Genomic DNA, 17,831 nt, shown 5'->3' with positions numbered 1-17,831 from the left:
TCTTTATGACTACTGATACCTTTGAAAAAACTAGCTGGAGTTGGGAAGTATCTCAATTTCAGCAACAAATCGGCGAATGGATAGAATACCAATTTGACCGCTTTCAAAATTCTGTACCAAACTTGTCGCCAGACTGGAAAATTAGTCCTTGGCTGAGTAATTTACTAATTTTGTTGTTTTGGCTGATACTTGCAGTATTTTTGGCTTTCGTAGCTTGGCGCTTATGGCAAGAATTCAGTCCATATATATATTCTTGGTTATCTGGGGGTAAAGATGCTGGGGATGCTGCGGCGAGAAATCGCGCTCATGATTTATCTGTAGCACTTTTGCTAGAGCGATCGCAAGAATTTTACCGTCAGGGTAATTATCGTGAAGCTTGTCGTTGTTTGTACTTAGCAATTTTACAAAACCTGCATGATACCAAGCTCGTTCCGCATAAATTCAGCCGTACCGATGGCGAATATTTACAGGTGTTACGTTCAACTGTTACCCCAGTACAACCTTACGAAACCTTGATTACTACCCATGAACAATTATGTTTCGGCAATGCTGAGATATTGCCAGAAAATTATCAACAATGTCAGCAAGCCTATCAAGAAATTATTAATCAACAACACAAATCAGCACTCAGCACTTAAGTTATGAAAAAATCAAATCGTGTTGCTTGGATAGGAGCGATCGCACTTGGTGTAATAATTTTACTTAGTTTATTCGCTGCTCCTAATACTAAAATTTACACTGGTTCTACTTATAGTCGGGCTGCTGATGGCTATGGTGCTTGGTATGCTTATATGCAGCAACAAGGAATAACTATTCAGCGTTGGCAAAAGCCTCTAGAAAATTTTAAACCTGAAAAAACTCCTGTCACTATGTTAAGGGTGAGTAGTTCCCCTAGGGAAGCTTATTTGTTATTTGACGAACAGGAATGGTTAGATAAAGGCAATAATTTAGTAATTTTAGGTGTCAAAACACCTGTAACAGAAGCTAAATTTCACTCTCTGCAAAAATCAAATTTTGGTGATATTGTAATTGCCACAAAAAGACGTAATATCAAAGTAGAAAAACCAAGCATTTCTTTAGGCGATCGCTTTGGTGCTGTTGTTTGGGAAGAAAAAAAAGAAAAAGGTAAAGTAATTTTTTCTAATACTCCCTATTTAGCAGCTAATGCCTATCAAGATAATTTAAGCAACTTTCAATATCTTGCCAGCTTAGTTAACCAAAAAGGCAACCAATTATTTGTAGATGAATATATTCATGGTTATAAAGATTCAGATGTCAAGCAGAGTGAAGGTGAAGGCGACCTATTCAGCTATTTTGCCAAAACACCGCTGTTTCCTGCACTAGTTCAAGTAGGAGTTTTACTATTAGTCTTAATTTGGGCAAAAAATCAACGCTTTGGTAAACCAATAGCCTTAGAAACTCCAGTTGTAGATAACAGCCAAGCATATATCCAAGCACTAGCAGGAGTATTAGAAAAAGCCGAATCTAGCAACTTTGTTGTAGAAATGGTAGGTAAAGAAGAACAAATACAACTGCAAAAAGCTTTAGGATTAGGCACAACATTACTAGAACACCAAACACTTTTGCAAGTTTGGCAAGAAAAAACAGGTACAAATACAGCAGAACTCGACGCAGTATTAAAATTATCTACCCAAAAACAGCGCATAAGTGAACGAGAACTGTTAAGCTGGTTGGCAAAATGGCGAACCCTGAAGGAAATACCCAAGTAATTTCCTATTTTGCACCAACTTTGACAGCAACAGCTGTATGTTTATGCTTGAATATTTTATTCATAAAAATTATGAGCCAAAATCATTCTGTATTTATTGACCTTGACCAAAACCTTAATCAAATTATCGTCGGACAATCTAGCCTCATAAAGCAGTTGCTAGTGGCTTTATTAGCAGGTGGACATGTAATTTTAGAAGGTGTACCCGGAACAGGTAAAACACTTTTAGTTAAAGTTTTAGCGCAGTTAATTCAAGGTGACTTTCGTCGCATTCAACTTACACCAGATGTGTTACCTTCCGACATTACAGGAACAAATATTTTTGATTTAAATAGTCGTAATTTCACCTTAAAGAAAGGGCCAGTTTTTACAGAAGTGCTTCTAGCAGATGAAATTAACCGCACTCCTCCCAAAACCCAAGCGGCGCTGTTAGAAGCAATGGAAGAAATGCAAGTAACTTTGGATGGTGAAAGTTTACCTTTACCGGATTTATTTTGGGTAATTGCGACACAAAACCCTTTGGAATTTGAAGGGACTTATCCTTTACCAGAAGCACAGTTAGACAGGTTTTTATTCAAACTATTAGTAGATTATCCCGACCAAGCCGCAGAAAAACAAATGTTACTCAATCGCCAAGCCGGTTTTGCAGCGCGACGTATAGATATTTCTAGTTTAAAACCCGTAGCAACCGTAGCAGACATTTTACAAGCACGGCAAGAAGTGAAACAAGTGCAAGTCTCTGAAAAGATTATCGATTATCTCTTAGCTTTAGTGAGAGCTTCGCGCCAATTTCCAGATTTAGCTTTAGGTGCTTCACCCCGTGCTGCTGGTGCTTGGTTACAAACATCCCAAGCCGCCGCATGGTTAGCTGGACGAGATTTTGTCACACCAGATGATGTGAAAGCTGTAGCTTCACCTTTGTTACGTCATCGTTTGCTTCTTAAACCAGAAGCGATGCTAGATGGTTTACAAATTGATGCGATTATTGCGTCAGTAATTAATCAAGTACAAGTCCCCCGATGAGAAATCAAGACCTAACAGGTAATGAATTAGCTTTAGTCAATCCTAGCTCTAATTTAAATATTAATTACAAAATCTAACCAAGTATGCAAAGCAATCCATCGTCAAATGAGCAACAATCAAAATAGAATATTCAATTTAATAGTTCCTCGTTTGACCAAAGGGATATTAACGATTCCATCTCCAGATTATTGGTTTAAAACAGTAATAATGTTAGTGTTTTATTCATTAATTACTTTACCAATTGGTTTATATTCTGGATTTCTAAAATTTGGGTGGGCGCAATTAACACTAGGAGATTTTTTTAAGGTTGTAGGCATTTGCTTATTTGCACCAGCAATTACTGAAGAGTTATTTTTTCGAGTTTTACTACTACCTCACATTACAGAAGAGGTGACTAAGATAAGAAAAATGTTGTGGGGATGTGTAAGTTTGGCAATTTTTATTGTTTACCATCCTCTCAATGCTTTAACAGCATATCCGGCTGGGAATCCCACCTTTATGAATGTAATATTTTTATTCCAGGCAGGAATTTTAGGCATTATTTGTACTGTTGCTTATTTACAAAGTGGCTCTCTATGGCCTTCAGTTATAATGCACTGGATAATTGTAGTAGTTTGGCTAGTACTTTTTGGTGGATATGAAAAACTGAGTACTTGATGAATTGATTGAATTATTCAGCGTAAAATTATCATTTATATTTTTAAAATGGTTCCTGCAAGAAGAGTTTATTTTTTATTAGGATTAGGAATTGCGATCGCTCCCATCCTATCCTTATTTATCACCATTCCCGTTAGCATCGCCATCACTTTATTATTCGATGCCATTATTCTGATATTGATGATTGTGGATGGGTTGCGAGTCCGTCCATTACGAGTGCAAATCAAGCGCGACTTACCGCAACGTTTATCGATTGGGCGAGATAATCCGGTAATGTTGACGGTAACAGCCGCAAATACTGACGCAATCATTCAAATTCGTGATTACTATCCCCCAGAATTTGGCGTATCTACCCCGACACTCACCGCCACTATTCCCACTAACACTACCCAAGAATTAACTTACACTGTCCACCCCAGACAACGCGGCGAATTTCCTTGGGGAAATATTCAAGTGCGACAGTTGGGAAGTTGGGGGTTAGCTTGGCATAATTGGCAAATACCGCAAAATGTTTCAGTCAAAGTTTATCCTGATTTAATTGGGTTGCGATCGCTCTCTATTCGCCTCACCTTACAATCATCAGGTTCCATCCGCCAATCTCGCCGGATGGGTATCGGTACAGAGTTTGCAGAACTGCGGAACTATCACACTGGTGATGATTTGCGCTTTATTGATTGGAAAGCTACCGCCAGGAGAACTACTGGGAATACACCGCCTTTAGTCAGGGTATTAGAACCAGAACAAGAACAAACCTTGATTATTTTATTAGACCGTGGTCGGCTGATGACAGCACAAGTCAAAGGCTTACAGCGATTTGATTGGGGTTTAAATGCTACTTTATCATTAGCATTAGCCGGATTACATCGGGGCGATCGCGTCGGGGTGGGTGTATTTGACCGCCAAATGCACACATGGGTATCACCAGAACGCGGACAATCTCATCTCGGTAAATTAATTGATTATCTCACGCCAATTCAACCAGTTTTACTCGAATCTGATTATTTAGGTGCTGTTACCAATGTAGTACAAAGGCAAACTCGCCGCGCCTTAGTAGTTGTCATCACCGATTTAGTTGATGTCACCGCCTCTACTGAATTATTAGCCGCACTTTCCCGGTTAGCACCAAGATATCTACCCTTCTGCGTCACTTTGCGAGATCCCCAAGTTGATCATCTAGCGCACACATTTACTCAAGAAGTCACAGCCGCTTACAGTCGTGCTGTGGCTTTAGATTTATTAGCACAACGTCAAGTTGCTTTTGCTCAATTAAAGCAAAAGGGTGTCTTGGTACTTGATGCACCAGCAAATCAAATTACTGATCAGTTGGTTGAAAGATATCTGCAACTTAAAGCCAGAAATCAGCTGTAAGATTTCAGTACGTTTTGTTGTAGTTTAGGGACATCCAGCATCGAGTATTATGCCACTACTGCAACCGCAAAGTGTAATGGTAAAACTCTTCATTCTTAATGTAATCTCGCACTTCATAGAGTTTTTGCGCGGCTATGTTAGAAATTTGAGTGGCTAAAATTACTCTAACTGCTCCACTTTCTTTTGCGTATTCTTCCGCAGCACTCATCAATAAATTTGCAACTCCCTTGCGGCGATATGACTCTTTTACATACAAATCGTTCAATATCCATACTCGTTTCATCGACACCGAAGAAAAGCTAGGATAAAGCTGAGTAAATCCAACTAACTCCCCATTCTCATTAGCTGCAAAAACTACCGAGTCCTTATTCTTGAAACGTTCTTCGAGAAACTCTTTAGCAGCTTCAATATTTGATGCCTGATTGTAAAAAATACGATACTGATTAAATATTACTGAAACACTTTCAAGATGATTAATATTAGCCAAGAAAACTTCCATTGAGTATCCTCATCACTTCAATGTAGTTTACACCTATAGACTGTTCAAGCGTTGCAAATAATCCAAGAAATACTGAGCAATCGCAAATTAAACCCAGATATAGAGACATATTGTACTAGCATTTCATAAACCGTAGATGAGGCAGTATACGGATTTTGCTATAGCATCTTAATTCTTGTTGAATCACAAAAATTAGCCAGCAACTATGAAGTCAGCTTTTTGGTAGATGAGTTTTATCAAAATCCGATAAAACATTTAATAAATACAGCTTATCTTTTTATAAAAAATCTCTTTGAGAAGTTATTTTTCATAAAATACGTTAAATTGATAAACAAACCGTATATTATTTAAATAATATCTCACAAACTGTTCTAAAAATCAAGCTATTAGCAAGGCAAAGCAGCAATTTATTGATGAGCAATGTAGTCGTGAACTGTTAATTGGGATAAATATATGACAGGTAAATTAGAAGGAAAAGTAGCAATTATTACTGGAGCTTCTGCGGGGATAGGTGAAGCAACTGCGATCGCCTTAGCCGCAGAAGGAGCGCAAGTAGTGATTGCTGCAAGGCGTTCTGACCGATTAGATGCAGTAGCGCAAAAGATTACGGAGAATGGCGGCAAAGCATTACCGATAGTTACAGATGTTACCGATGAAGCCCAAGTCAAAAATTTGGTAGATAAAGCGATCGCCGCCTGGGGAAGAGTTGATATCTTAGTCAACAATGCGGGAATTGCTGTTATCGGCGAGATTGACGGCGGTAACACAGCAAATTGGCGACGGATGATTGATATCAACGTTTTAGGCGTGCTGTATGCGACACACTCCGTTTTGCCAATTTTGAAAGCACAAAATTCTGGACATATCGTTAACATCTCTTCAGTGGCGGGTCGTACAGCTAGAGCCGGGATTGGGATTTACAACGCTACAAAATGGGGTGTCAATGGTTTTTCGGAAGCATTACGTCAAGAAGTTTACCAACATAACATCCGCGTCACTATCATCGAACCCGGTTTAGTTGATACAGAAATCAACGACTTGATTGACGACCCCATCGCCAAACAACGCAGCGAAGAACGACGTAAAACAGTCACCCCACTAGAAAGCGAAGATATAGCCGCAGCTATTGTCTATGCAGTGACTCAACCGCCACGGGTGAATGTAAATGAAATTCTCATCCGTCCCACACAACAGGGATGGTAATTAATTCCCCAACATTATTGGAAATTACAAAAATATGACCACTCCAACTACAGCATCTACCTGGGAACAGTTATCGGAAATTGCTCAAAAACATACCCCAGCGCGGCGGGTACGGCGACCAGGACAGTCTCCATCTACTGCACCTATTCCTAGCAGTCTGCATAAACTACCACCAGGCACCACACCACCCGTATTGCTTTACCGCGATACAAACTCTTGGTGTCCTTTTTGTGAAAGAGTGTGGTTTGCTTTAGAAGAAAAACAAATTCCCTTTGAAACAGAGTTTATTGACTTAAGCAATAAACCCAAATGGTATACCGATTTAGTTCCCACAACCCTTGTCCCAGCAGCCAAAATTGAAGGTGAGTTAGTCTACGAATCTAAGGATATTCTCTTAGCTTTAGAAGCCAGATTTCCTAGTCCGTCACTACTTCCTGAAGATCCAGAAGAAAACGCTGTAGCTAGACAGTGGGTGGAAGATGCAGAGACTAATGGTTTTCGCAATCTTGCTTATAAGTTCTTGCGGGAAACTCCGACCGATGCGGATGAGTTAGCTAACTTGCAAGCGACCTTTGAAGCCAGTCTAGACGAGTTGGAGCAAACTTTAGGCAAATATCCAGGCCCCTATTTTTTATCAACCTTTAGCTTGGTTGATATTATGTATAGCCCCCATCTAGATAGACTGGCGGCGAATTTACCTGTGTATCGGGGCTATCAAATCAAAGGAAATCTCCGCTTTCCACGAATTAATGCTTGGTTTGCAGCGTTGAATGAACGTCCTGCTTATCATCGAGTCAAATCAGACGACATCACCAATAATTTACTGCTGCGGCGGAGATTTGGTATTGAACCAACAGGAAACGCCTTACCTTTAAATACAGCAGATAGTAATGCTATTCAATATCGCGCCGAAGCAGCAGAAAGACTCAGTGATAACCATGAAGTTGCGATCGCAGATATTATCAAAAATTCCGGTGTGCAAGCACTCGCTGTAGACGGTGATATTACCACAATTAAAGAAGCAGTAGATTTGCATTTAAGACTGCTGGCAGAATATCTAATTCATGGTGATAGCGCACCCTTACCAGGAGGTCGCACTGGTGGCAAAAATAGTATAGAAACAACAGTATCAGCAGTTGGTGCGATCGCTCTTGCCTACGTCAGAAATCGTGTCTGTGCGCCGCGTGATATGAGTGCTGGTGCAGCCACCGCATTCCGCGCCGCAGTGGATCAGGTTTTGGCATCTTTGTATTAAGCTCATAATTAATTTCATAAAATTGGGAAGTAGAAATTTCTACTTCCCAAATAACCGTAACCGCAAATTTGAAACCCTACAGTAAAGAAATGATAGAGAGGGGAGTTGAGCAAAAAAAGCTAGGTGCTACTTTTGAGCAACCGCGACACCATTCGGTTCACCAAGCACTTTGGCAAATCTTTCTAAATAGAAACTGACAGGATTTGCTACTGCTTGAATAGACTCACGACTTTCTACTGCATTCCACCATTGCAGCAAGCGGGGTGTTTCTGTTGGTAATGTAAACTTACGGAAGTGTTCGAGGACAGGTAAACGCTCAAACCAAGGATAGAAGCTGATATCCACTAAACTAAACTGTTCGCCAAACCAGTAAGGGCCATTACCAGAAAACTTACCTAATCCTTCTTGCTCAATATACAAAAGCGCTTCGACAAATTCTTTTCGCCCTTGTTCTTGTTCTTGAGCATCTTTACCACGCAAGAACTTGTTAAACGCAGGAACAAGGCGGGTATTGGCGTAATCAATCCAAATTCGCGCGATCGCTTTTGTTGTAGGATCATGAGGTAACAAAGCTGGCTCTGGAAAGACTTCTTCTAGATATTCATTAATCACCGCAGATTCATAAATTTCTACATCCCCATGCTTGATTGCGGGAACTTTACCATAGCGCGAAATCTGCGTAAAATCTGATGGTTTGTTCTGTAAGTCAATTTCAGTTGGCGTAAAGTCAATTTTCTTTTCTAGCAAAACTACGCGGGTTCTTTGAGAAAAGGTAGAGGCTTTAGCGAAGTAAAGTTGGAGGTTACTCATGAAATTTTTCCTTGTATGGCAGTTTAAATTGCACCTTAAAGTTCAAGCAAACAGAAGTTTACTCAACCTTAAAGTACGATAAATCTATAGGATTGCCGTAGAATATCAAGAGTATTACATATCCTTTGGGAAAACACAACATTACTCTCAACATGTCTTCCTTGCCTCTTTTATCGAATAGAACTGCTAGATATGTAATACTTAGTAATAATGATTGTTAGTAAATCTAACTATTACCAGTCTGTTAGGTCATTCTACACCACAAAACATCAGACCAAAACCAGATATAAAGATGATGAAAGAAATATCACGTCGCCAATTTATCACCACAGCCACCCTGACGACAGGCTTTGTTTTAGCAGTGCAGCCTGTATTTGCCAAAGTAATTACCACCAATAGTAAGGGCTTAACTGCGGGTGCGGTGAAAATTCCGGTTAAAAATGGTGAAATCCCAGCTTATAGAGCCGTACCTGCGACTGGCAGCAATTTTCCCGTGGTTTTGGTAATTCAAGAAATTTTTGGTGTGCATGAGCATATTCAAGATGTTTGTCGTCGCTTTGCCAAATTGGGATATTTAGCGATCGCACCAGAATTATTTGTGCGTCAAGGTGATGTGTCAAAATTAAGTAACATAGACGAAATCCGTCAAGTAGTAGCGAAAGTCCCCGATGCACAGGTACTATCCGACCTAGATGCAACAGTCAACTGGGCAGTAAAATCAGCTAAGGGAAATACCAAGCGAATTGGAATTACAGGCTTTTGTTGGGGTGGAAGAATAACATGGCTATATGCTGCACATAATCCCCAAGTCAAAGCAGGTGTAGCGTGGTATGGCAGACTTGTGGGTAATGCTAGTGAACTCACACCCAAACATCCCGTTGATATTGCTTCCACATTAAAAGTACCTGTCTTGGGGTTATACGGCGGTAAAGATACAGGCATACCTGTAGATACAGTAGAACAAATGCGCGATCGCCTCAAATCCAGCAGCAGCAAATCTCAAATTATCGTCTACCCAGATGCACCCCACGCCTTTTTTGCAGATTATCGCCCATCTTACCGCGAGCAAGAAGCTAAAGAAGGCTGGCAAAAACTCCAAGCATGGTTTAAGCAACATGGGGTGTAATATCTTGTGCAGTCAAAGACTCATCATTAGACTTGCAAAGAAGCAAGGGAGAAGTTGAAAGATGAAAAAGTCCAACTACTACAACAATATTGCACCAATCTATGACCAAACACGTTGGTTATCAGAAACAATAGCAGAAGAAGTAGCGGACTTTATTCTTCAACTTGTTTGTGCCACACCTGAGACATCTTTTTTAGAGCCTGGTGTCGGCACAGGATTAAATATTATTCCTCTCGTCAAACGAGGCTATTCTGTAACAGGAATTGATGTCTCGGAAGAAATGCTAAATCAATGTCGTCAAAAATTAAATGGTACTCCTGAAAATTTGCGGTTGATTCAAGCGGATGCGTCACAATTACCATTTTCAGATAACAGTTTTGATGTTGTGTTAACTGTTCATATACTCCACACAGTTGCTGATTGGAGAGCATTTTTAGATGAAATTGAGCGAGTGCTGAAGCCAGGAGGTTTTTATCTCAATTGTCAATGGATTACTCCCCCAGCTAGAAGAGAATTTGAAAGCTATTTCCGAAAAATCCTATCTAAGTATGAAGAATCAAAGCCGATTTCTCAACCAATACATGCAATAGATGTACAAGAATATTTACATCAAAAAGGTTACATTGCTAATTATTTAGTAGCTAAAGAATGGTTAGTCAGCAACACAATTGATGATTTAATCAATTTTTTTAAATCACGAGCCTACGGTTTATGTTGGGGATTGTCAGATGATAAATATCATTTGGCTATCAACGAATTTAAAGAATTTTGTCTCAATCATTATGGTTCGTTAGATAAAATTATATCTTCTCCAGCAAAGTTTGAAATCTGGGCTTACAGAACACTCTGAAACCATATCGAAATTAGCTGAATTAGCAAGATAAAAACTAGTAAATTAAACTTGCAATCTGAATTAGGAGAAATAAACTCAATGACAACCACTGCATTAATTGTTGGTGCTGGTAATGGACTGAGTGCATCCCTAGCGCGTCTGTTCGCTGCTGAGGGGATGAGTGTTGCTTTAGCAGCACGGCAGATTGATAAGCTGAGTACATTGTCTCAAGAGATTGGCGCGGTTAGTTTTGCCTGTGATGCTTCTCAACCAAACGAGGTACACCAACTGTTCAACAATGTAGAACAAAAGTTAGGAGCGCCAACCGTTGTAGTTTACAATCCAAGTCTGCGAGTTACAGGTAAACTCATTGAACTTGACCCCAGTGAGGTGGCGAAATCGTTGGAAATTACTGCTTATGGTGGCTTTTTGGTAGCACAAGCCGCAGCTAAACGGATGTTGAAATTAGGAGAAGGGGCAATTTTCTTTACAGGTGCGTCGGCTAGTGTCAAAGGTTATCCGCGTTCTGCGCCTTTTGCGATGGGGAAATTTGCTTTGCGGGGTTTAGTTCAAAGCATCGCGCGGGAACTCGCACCGCAGAATATACATGTGGCGCACTTTATTATTGATGGCGGGATTCGTTCAGACATACGACAAGAAGCCACCGATAAACCGGATAGTTTACTAGATCCTGATGCGATCGCCCAAACTTACCTCAACATTCTCCGTCAACCCCGTAGTGCTTGGACATGGGAAGTAGAATTACGTCCTTGGGTGGAAACATTTTAGTACGGCGAATAAACAGTTATCAGCCGCATCTACACAAAAAATTCGCTCTTGCATAGTGGCCATTTTCCAAGTTGGGTACTGACTCATTCACTCCATTACCGTCATAAATATTCCTGTTTTGTATCCTACACATCTTAACAACAAGTAATTTCTAGGGTAAAAGTGGATACAGCTAAGAATTATAAAAAATCATCATAGAAATAGTATGAGTGAATTAGCGGTAATCAGCTTTAATGATAAATATAAAGCAGATGAAATGCTTCTAGAACTACTAAAACTGGAACAAGAGCATCTAGCTGATTTAGAAGATGCAGTTGTCATCACAAAAAATGCACAGGGTAGGATAAGGGTTAAACCCTATCATGATTTAGTCAAACCTGGTGATTTGAGTAATGAGCTTTGGGGTGGCATCATTAGCGCAACTTTTTTTCATCGCACTCTTACCATTAAAGAAAGTGTATTTGACAGTAGTTTTTTAACCGAAGTTGAAGCAGCTTTAACCCCTAATTCATCTGCTATATTTGTTTTGATTAATGATTTTGATCCCGAAAAAATAATTGCAGAATTTCATCGATTTGAAGGCAATTTAATTAGAACAACTCTGTCTAAAGAGCAAATTGAGTATCTAAAGAAAACTCCTCAAAAAGTCTAATTAGAACACCAATTCTGTAATCATGAAACAACCCCTCTTCGATGCAGAGAGGAGAGTTGAGCTACCCCATTCCCTCGCAGGGAAGGGGGCTAGGGGCTAAGTTTTCGATTAGTGAATCGATGCTCTAGTTCGACTGCGAAAGACTAGAGATGAAGATGAAATTGACTAACGACGTTTGCGGTTACAATACAACACCAAAAATATAAATAATCCTAGTCCCACAAGATATTTAATTGGGTTTGGTACATTGGGATTAGGCGAAAAAAATCCTTCTACTGTACCAGCAATAATTAACATAGGTACAATCCCAAAAACTAATTGTGCTGCTTGGGAACCATAAAACTTTAACGCATCACCACGGCGATATTTACCAGGAAATAAAATTGCTCTCGCTAATAATAAACCTGCACCACCAGCAAAAAAGATGGCGGGTAATTCTAAAGCACCGTGGGGAAAAACAAAAGCCCAAAAAGGGTAAGCTAAATTATTTTGACCGACTAAAGTACCAACAGCGCCAATTAATAAACCATTGAATACCATTAAATAAGTTGTGTATGCTCCCGCAGAGATTCCACCAGCAACCGCACCAAAAGACACCGAAAGATTATTAATCATGATGCTGCTGGATGCTAACGGTTCAACTCCCACAATCGATCCCATCCATAATTTATGCTCATCCCGTACCTGAGAAATTAAGTGTTGTGGTACTACAAGAGACATAAATGTTGGGTCTTGCCAAGCATACCACCAAGCCACCAAAGCCCCTAGCAAAAACAAACCTGTAGCTGTAGCAATGTAGACAAATGTTTGCTGCACCACAGATGGTAATCCCCAACGGTAAAATTCCAGCGCCGCCCGCCATTCTTGTCGCCGCGAACCTTGGTAAATCTGCGTGTAACCACGAGTTGTTAAATTTTGCAAACTTTGAATTAAAGTTTGACCAATTTGTTGAGTGCGGGCGCGGGCTAAATCAGCTGCAACAGAACGATATAAACTGGCTAATTCTCTAATTTCCTGGGCGCGGACTGATTTCAGCCCCTTTTTTTCTACTTGCTTTAATAAGGTATCTAAACGCTGCCAATTTGGTTCTCTGCGGGCAATCCAACGTTGAATGTTCATAAAGTAGGGGAGTAATTTGTAAATAACGTGATGTGCAACAACCCCCCTCAAAAGGGGGACTTTGATTCTTGTTCCCCCTTTTTTAAGGGGGGTTAGGGGGGATCAAAGTTGATCAGACTTGTGTGTATACGGAGCCTGGGAGGAGAGAGGCTTTGACTCTTGCTCCCCTTCCTAGTAGGGAAGGGGTTGGGGGTTAGGTTTGAGCAAAAGTTGCACACGGCGTTAAATCATTTAGGATTGTTAGATTTTAGGTTAGCAATTAAGATTCATTTTCTAAAATTTAGTCATCAACGCAGCCCGAAACCTCGATAAATTCTACATTTCTTAATTACGAATTACGAATTACGAATTACGAATTGCTCTAACCTACCTTAAGATAGCCACAAATTCACAACTGTACTTTCAGGGAAATTTGGCATCATGTCTGAAAACCTTGGTTCTCCCACTCCCATACAACCACTCAGCGTTGGGAATGTTGTCAGTGCAGGAATTCGCCTGTATCGTTCTCATCTTAAGGATTATTTTTTACTGGCGTTGAGAGCATATATATGGTTATTCATACCTGTATATGGATGGGCAAAGTGTTACGCTCTCATTTCGCTGATTTCGCGTTTGGCTTTTGGTGAATTAGTTAATCAGCCTGAAACAATCTCATCAGGTGAGCGCTTTGTCAATTCTCGGAAGTGGCAATTTTTGCTGATGATGCTGTTAATGTTTCTGGTAGGTATAGGTATTGTTGTTGGGATGGTGATTTTATTTGCGTTGTTTGGTGTTTTATCAGCAGCCTTGGTTGGAGGAGTTGGTCAACAGGGGAATCCTGCTAGTATTGTTTTATTGATTGCGATCGCTCTTGTTGTAGGTATTGCAGCTTTTATCGGAGTTTTATGGCTGTTAACGCGGTTTTATTTAGTGGATGTACCCTTAGCTATCGAAGAGAATATTGATGCGACATCAACCATTAGCCGCAGTTGGGAGTTAACCCAAGGTTATGTTTGGCGGATTATGTTTATTTCCTTTGTGGCTTTTTTGATTACAATACCAATTCAAATAGCATTTCAAATTGTTTCGGGAATTGTTCAGTTGGTTCTTGGCTCCTTGATTGGAGAAGATTTAGGATTTTTTACTCTAGTTTATTCTGTGTTAATTTTGGCTTTAAGTTTTGCTGGCAGTGCTGCAATTGTACCGTTTTGGCAAACAGTCAAAGCAGTTATTTATTACGACCTCCGCAGTCGCCGTGAAGGGTTAGGCTTGCAGTTACGCGACCATGAAATTTAAAGACTAGTACAAATATTATTATGCAGTTTTTTAACCGCGTTAAATTCCGCACACCCGAAAGTGTCGAACTAGAATTTACCCTCGCTGGTATAGGAAACCGTGCTTGGGCTTTACTAATTGACTATTTCGTATTGGCTGTAATTTTATTAGTGTGTATCTATACCTGGATTTCTATATCTGGTCAGTTAGCCGATATTTTTCAGGATCAAGATACTATTGGTTCACAAGTGGGACTTTGGTTAATCGCCATTACCTTTTTACTTCTGTTCGGAATTTACGTTGGTTATTTTGTATTTTTTGAAACTATTTGGCAAGGACAAACCCCAGGAAAACGCTTTGCTAAAATTCGCGTTGTGCGAGATGATGGTAGACCTGTTGGGTTAGCCCAAGCAACTTTACGTGCCTTATTGCGCCCTTTAGACGAATTTTTATTTCTGGGATCTTTTTTAATTATGTTTAGTCGTCGGGAAAAGCGCCTGGGTGATTGGGCGGCTGGTACAATTGTGATTGAGGCAGAAAGAGCGATCGCCTCAGCAACTTTCACAATTTCTGAACAAGCTAAGTCGCTTTATACAGAATTACTCAGCATTGCCGATTTATCTCAACTACTACCAGATGATTTTGCCATAATTCGGGAATATTTGCAGCGACGCGGCGCAATGGCAGCCAAATCAAGAGTTGCTCTTGCTTCTAAGTTAAGTCAACAAGTTGCAGCTATTATTAACTTAGAGCAATTGCCAGAAGTCCCTCCTGATATATTTCTAGAGGCTATTTATTTAGCTTATCAACACAAAGAATTTTAGTATTTTCTCTGCTGGCGGCGCGGATGGGTAGGTGTAGAACATCAAGGTTAAAGCATAATCGCTGTATTCCTTTTAGTACAAGCTTTTGCAGAAGAATTTAATTAAAACCCTCCGCGTGCCTTACGCAGTATATATTTCAGCTATTTTCGTTCAATTAACTGACTTTTACTTGTGTTAAAATCAACCCATCCGCGAAATCGAACCTTGAAAACTAAATATAGTCGACTTTTTTGGCTCCCGCAATTGCAATTTCAACTAATCCCTATTAGGGATTGAAACTTGGATTAATCAGCACGTAAGAATTCAGCTGCGATCATTGCAATTTCAACTAATCCCTATTAGGGATTGAAACAAGCCATTGATTCAAAGCCAGATAACGCTGGCAGATTGCAATTTCAACTAATCCCTATTAGGGATTGAAACGGATGCGCTCAAGAAATTGGCATCAAAGGACAGATTGCAATTTCAACTAATCCCTATTAGGGATTGAAACGTCTGAGCCGCCTGCCGAAGCTCAAGCAAATCGATTGCAATTTCAACTAATCCCTATTAGGGATTGAAACGTAGTATTTGTTCCAAGATATTTGATTTTTTACGATTGCAATTTCAACTAATCCCTATTAGGGATTGAAACTGACAGTCCCTTCTATGTGGATGGGGTAATTACCATTGCAATTTCAACTAATCCCTATTAGGGATTGAAACATATTTCCACTGAAACAAATGTGATGGTTTATTCGAATTGCAATTTCAACTAATCCCTATTAGGGATTGAAACATCGTCCCGCCAAAGTATCTGCTACTGCTCGTGGTGCAGCAGATTGCAATTTCAACTAATCCCTATTAGGGATTGAAACATAATAAATTTGCGTTTAATGACTCCTGCCAATTTGGCAGGTTATTGCAATTTCAACTAATCCCTATTAGGGATTGAAACTTGGGGTTCCGATCCACATGATCCGCCTTGATATTGCAATTTCAACTAATCCCTATTAGGGATTGAAACTTAAAGCTGCTAAGGTTTCTATTACTGATAAAGGTATTGCAATTTCAACTAATCCCTATTAGGGATTGAAACTTTGTCTAAATTTTTTTACTGTTCTGCCATAAACCATTGCAATTTCAACTAATCCCTATTAGGGATTGAAACAATCGGGTTGGGAGCAAAAAAGAAAATGGGTGGAATTGCAATTTCAACTAATCCCTATTAGGGATTGAAACTGGCTTGAGATACTTTTATGTCAGTATTTAGTATTTGAATTGCAATTTCAACTAATCCCTATTAGGGATTGAAACATAAAAAACAAATACTTAAAACTTCATAACTTATATTGCAATTTCAACTAATCCCTATTAGGGATTGAAACCAATATACTTGAGCCGCTCTACTATTTTCCCAGGAGGGTTTAATTGCAATTTCAACTAATCCCTATTAGGGATTGAAACAGTTAAAGCTACTTACAATATTCCTGATATTGATTGCAATTTCAACTAATCCCTATTAGGGATTGAAACGATATTAACTCAAGCTTTGGCTTCCTGTGGTGTGGATTGCAATTTCAACTAATCCCTATTAGGGATTGAAACTAATGACACAGCTAAAAACTTAGGTGTACCTACGTATTGCAATTTCAACTAATCCCTATTAGGGATTGAAACCAGCAGCAGATTTCAGTGGTACTGGTGCTAGATAATTGCAATTTCAACTAATCCCTATTAGGGATTGAAACTTACTAATGTTTATATTTTCACCTATTTTTTTGAATTGCAATTTCAACTAATCCCTATTAGGGATTGAAACTTTACTGTGGATATTTAGCGAATTTGATTCAAATTGCAATTTCAACTAATCCCTATTAGGGATTGAAACTTTGAAGTAGTTCACTCACCATTAACAGGGAAAAATTGCAATTTCAACTAATCCCTATTAGGGATTGAAACAAAAGTTTAGCCTATCTTAATAAGAAGATTACAGGATTGCAATTTCAACTAATCCTTATTAGGGATTGAAACTAATTTTTCTCGAACCAATGCCTCATCTCTAAAACCAGTTAAAACGGCTGTTCCATCTTTAACAAAAAGCGGACGTTTGAGCAGCATTGCATCAAATGCAAATGCGTCAATCCATTGTTGTTCAGTCCAAGTCTTTTTTTCTTCACCTAAAGCGCGGTAAGATTGCCCAGAGGTATTTCGCATAGGAGCATAACCCAGAGATTTTACCCAATTTTGGATTTGCTCACGGGTAGGTGGATTATCTTTAGTATTGATAAACTCATAGTCAATTTGGTTATTTTGCAGCCAAGTTAGAGCTTTTTTACAAGTACCGCAATTAGGAATGCCGTAGACTTTAAGAGGCATAAAAAAGTTGAATAATAGTTTTCAGATATAACATTAACAGTTAACAGTGGTCTAAAAGGCTGTTTGAAAAGTCATGATTGATTTATCAAATATTTTTTACCCCACCCTAATACCGTTTCACTTTAAGTTTGATACAAATAGACCGCAGGGGAGCCAGCGCGTTGGGCGGGTTTCCCGACTTGTAGCGACTGGCGTGGGCAGAGGAGCAGGGGGGCGGAGGAGAAATTATTCGTATCATTTATTTAGTGAAATGGTATAGTCCTCACGCTACATACTTCAAGTCGGCAAAGCCACCCAACGCAGTGGCTCCCCTGGGAAATGGGAGGGAACTAG

General features: G+C 39.6%; 16 protein-coding genes, 1 pseudogene and 1 CRISPR repeat array. Of the genes and pseudogenes, 13 read left to right on the top strand and 4 right to left on the bottom strand.

Annotated features, from left to right (window positions below; translation table 11 throughout):
* Nucleotides 1-5: 5 nt before the first annotated feature.
* The 5 genes from AC504W_RS16030 to AC504W_RS16010 all read left to right on the top strand — a co-directional run bounded on the left by AC504W_RS16030 (nt 6) and on the right by AC504W_RS16010 (nt 4,777).
* On the top strand, nt 6-638 hold the full coding sequence (locus AC504W_RS16030; protein ID WP_494873286.1) for a DUF4129 domain-containing protein: 633 nt from the start codon (nt 6-8) through the stop codon (nt 636-638).
* A 3-nt stretch (nt 639-641) separates the two neighbouring features.
* The gene (locus AC504W_RS16025) at nt 642-1,730 is read left to right on the top strand and encodes a DUF4350 domain-containing protein (protein ID WP_494873285.1); all 1,089 of its coding nucleotides are present in this window, start codon (nt 642-644) and stop codon (nt 1,728-1,730) included.
* A gap of 71 nt (nt 1,731-1,801) precedes the next feature.
* A complete protein-coding gene (locus AC504W_RS16020) occupies nt 1,802-2,752 on the top strand; it encodes an AAA family ATPase (protein WP_494873284.1) in 951 nt (316 codons plus the stop codon).
* Between the two features lie 105 nt (nt 2,753-2,857).
* The gene (locus AC504W_RS16015; protein ID WP_494873283.1) at nt 2,858-3,409 is read left to right on the top strand and encodes a CPBP family glutamic-type intramembrane protease; all 552 of its coding nucleotides are present in this window, start codon (nt 2,858-2,860) and stop codon (nt 3,407-3,409) included.
* 48 nt (nt 3,410-3,457) lie between these two features.
* Nucleotides 3,458-4,777 (top strand): DUF58 domain-containing protein, encoded by a 1,320-nt coding sequence (locus AC504W_RS16010; protein WP_494873282.1) that lies wholly within the window; start codon nt 3,458-3,460, stop codon nt 4,775-4,777.
* A gap of 55 nt (nt 4,778-4,832) precedes the next feature.
* Here AC504W_RS16010 and AC504W_RS16005 read toward each other — a convergent pair whose 3' ends face one another.
* Nucleotides 4,833-5,276 (bottom strand): GNAT family N-acetyltransferase, encoded by a 444-nt coding sequence (locus AC504W_RS16005; protein ID WP_494873281.1) that lies wholly within the window; start codon nt 5,274-5,276, stop codon nt 4,833-4,835.
* Nucleotides 5,277-5,729: 453 nt separating this feature from the next.
* On the opposite strand from AC504W_RS16005, the gene AC504W_RS16000 reads away from it, so the two are divergent.
* Both AC504W_RS16000 and AC504W_RS15995 read left to right on the top strand, forming a co-directional pair.
* Nucleotides 5,730-6,479 carry an SDR family NAD(P)-dependent oxidoreductase gene (locus tag AC504W_RS16000; protein WP_494873280.1) on the top strand — a complete coding sequence of 250 codons (750 nt, stop codon included), beginning with the start codon at nt 5,730-5,732 and terminating at the stop codon, nt 6,477-6,479.
* Between the two features lie 34 nt (nt 6,480-6,513).
* Nucleotides 6,514-7,734, top strand: a complete 1,221-nt coding sequence (locus AC504W_RS15995) for a glutathione S-transferase family protein (RefSeq protein ID WP_494873279.1) — start codon at nt 6,514-6,516, stop codon at nt 7,732-7,734.
* A 126-nt stretch (nt 7,735-7,860) separates the two neighbouring features.
* Here AC504W_RS15995 and AC504W_RS15990 read toward each other — a convergent pair whose 3' ends face one another.
* Entirely contained in the window at nt 7,861-8,544 is a 684-nt protein-coding gene (locus tag AC504W_RS15990; RefSeq protein WP_494873278.1) for a glutathione S-transferase family protein, read from the bottom strand.
* Nucleotides 8,545-8,839: 295 nt separating this feature from the next.
* Here AC504W_RS15990 and AC504W_RS15985 point away from each other — a divergent pair, with 295 nt between their 5' ends.
* The 4 genes from AC504W_RS15985 (at nt 8,840) to AC504W_RS15970 (ending at nt 11,943) form a co-directional block, all read left to right on the top strand.
* Nucleotides 8,840-9,670, top strand: a complete 831-nt coding sequence (locus tag AC504W_RS15985; RefSeq protein WP_494878667.1) for a dienelactone hydrolase family protein — start codon at nt 8,840-8,842, stop codon at nt 9,668-9,670.
* A 61-nt stretch (nt 9,671-9,731) separates the two neighbouring features.
* Nucleotides 9,732-10,520, top strand: coding sequence for a class I SAM-dependent methyltransferase (locus AC504W_RS15980; protein ID WP_494873277.1), 789 nt, complete (start codon nt 9,732-9,734; stop codon nt 10,518-10,520).
* An 81-nt stretch (nt 10,521-10,601) separates the two neighbouring features.
* On the top strand, nt 10,602-11,291 hold the full coding sequence (locus tag AC504W_RS15975; protein WP_494873276.1) for an SDR family NAD(P)-dependent oxidoreductase: 690 nt from the start codon (nt 10,602-10,604) through the stop codon (nt 11,289-11,291).
* 205 nt (nt 11,292-11,496) lie between these two features.
* On the top strand, nt 11,497-11,943 hold the full coding sequence (locus AC504W_RS15970) for a DUF1269 domain-containing protein (protein WP_494873275.1): 447 nt from the start codon (nt 11,497-11,499) through the stop codon (nt 11,941-11,943).
* Nucleotides 11,944-12,108: 165 nt separating this feature from the next.
* On the opposite strand, the gene AC504W_RS15965 is transcribed toward AC504W_RS15970, so the two are convergent.
* Nucleotides 12,109-13,062, bottom strand: coding sequence for a stage II sporulation protein M (locus tag AC504W_RS15965; RefSeq protein WP_494873274.1), 954 nt, complete (start codon nt 13,060-13,062; stop codon nt 12,109-12,111).
* Nucleotides 13,063-13,482: 420 nt separating this feature from the next.
* Between AC504W_RS15965 and AC504W_RS15960 the strand changes: the two genes are divergently transcribed.
* Both AC504W_RS15960 and AC504W_RS15955 read left to right on the top strand, forming a co-directional pair.
* Entirely contained in the window at nt 13,483-14,337 is an 855-nt protein-coding gene (locus AC504W_RS15960) for a DUF975 domain-containing protein (protein ID WP_494873273.1), read from the top strand.
* 20 nt (nt 14,338-14,357) lie between these two features.
* The gene (locus AC504W_RS15955; protein ID WP_494873272.1) at nt 14,358-15,140 is read left to right on the top strand and encodes an RDD family protein; all 783 of its coding nucleotides are present in this window, start codon (nt 14,358-14,360) and stop codon (nt 15,138-15,140) included.
* Between the two features lie 242 nt (nt 15,141-15,382).
* Nucleotides 15,383-17,153: direct repeats of the CRISPR family, unit length 37 nt; unit sequence ATTGCAATTTCAACTAATCCCTATTAGGGATTGAAAC.
* Here the strand turns inward: AC504W_RS15955 and AC504W_RS15950 are convergent.
* Nucleotides 17,154-17,498: pseudogene (locus AC504W_RS15950) on the bottom strand (Spx/MgsR family RNA polymerase-binding regulatory protein); the annotation flags it as partial.
* Nucleotides 17,499-17,831: the final 333 nt, after the last annotated feature.

The sequence above is a fragment of the Nostoc sp. C96 genome, assembly GCF_059384975.1.
Note: the sequence above shows the minus strand (reverse complement) of the source record. Positions and strands in the feature narration are given on the sequence as shown.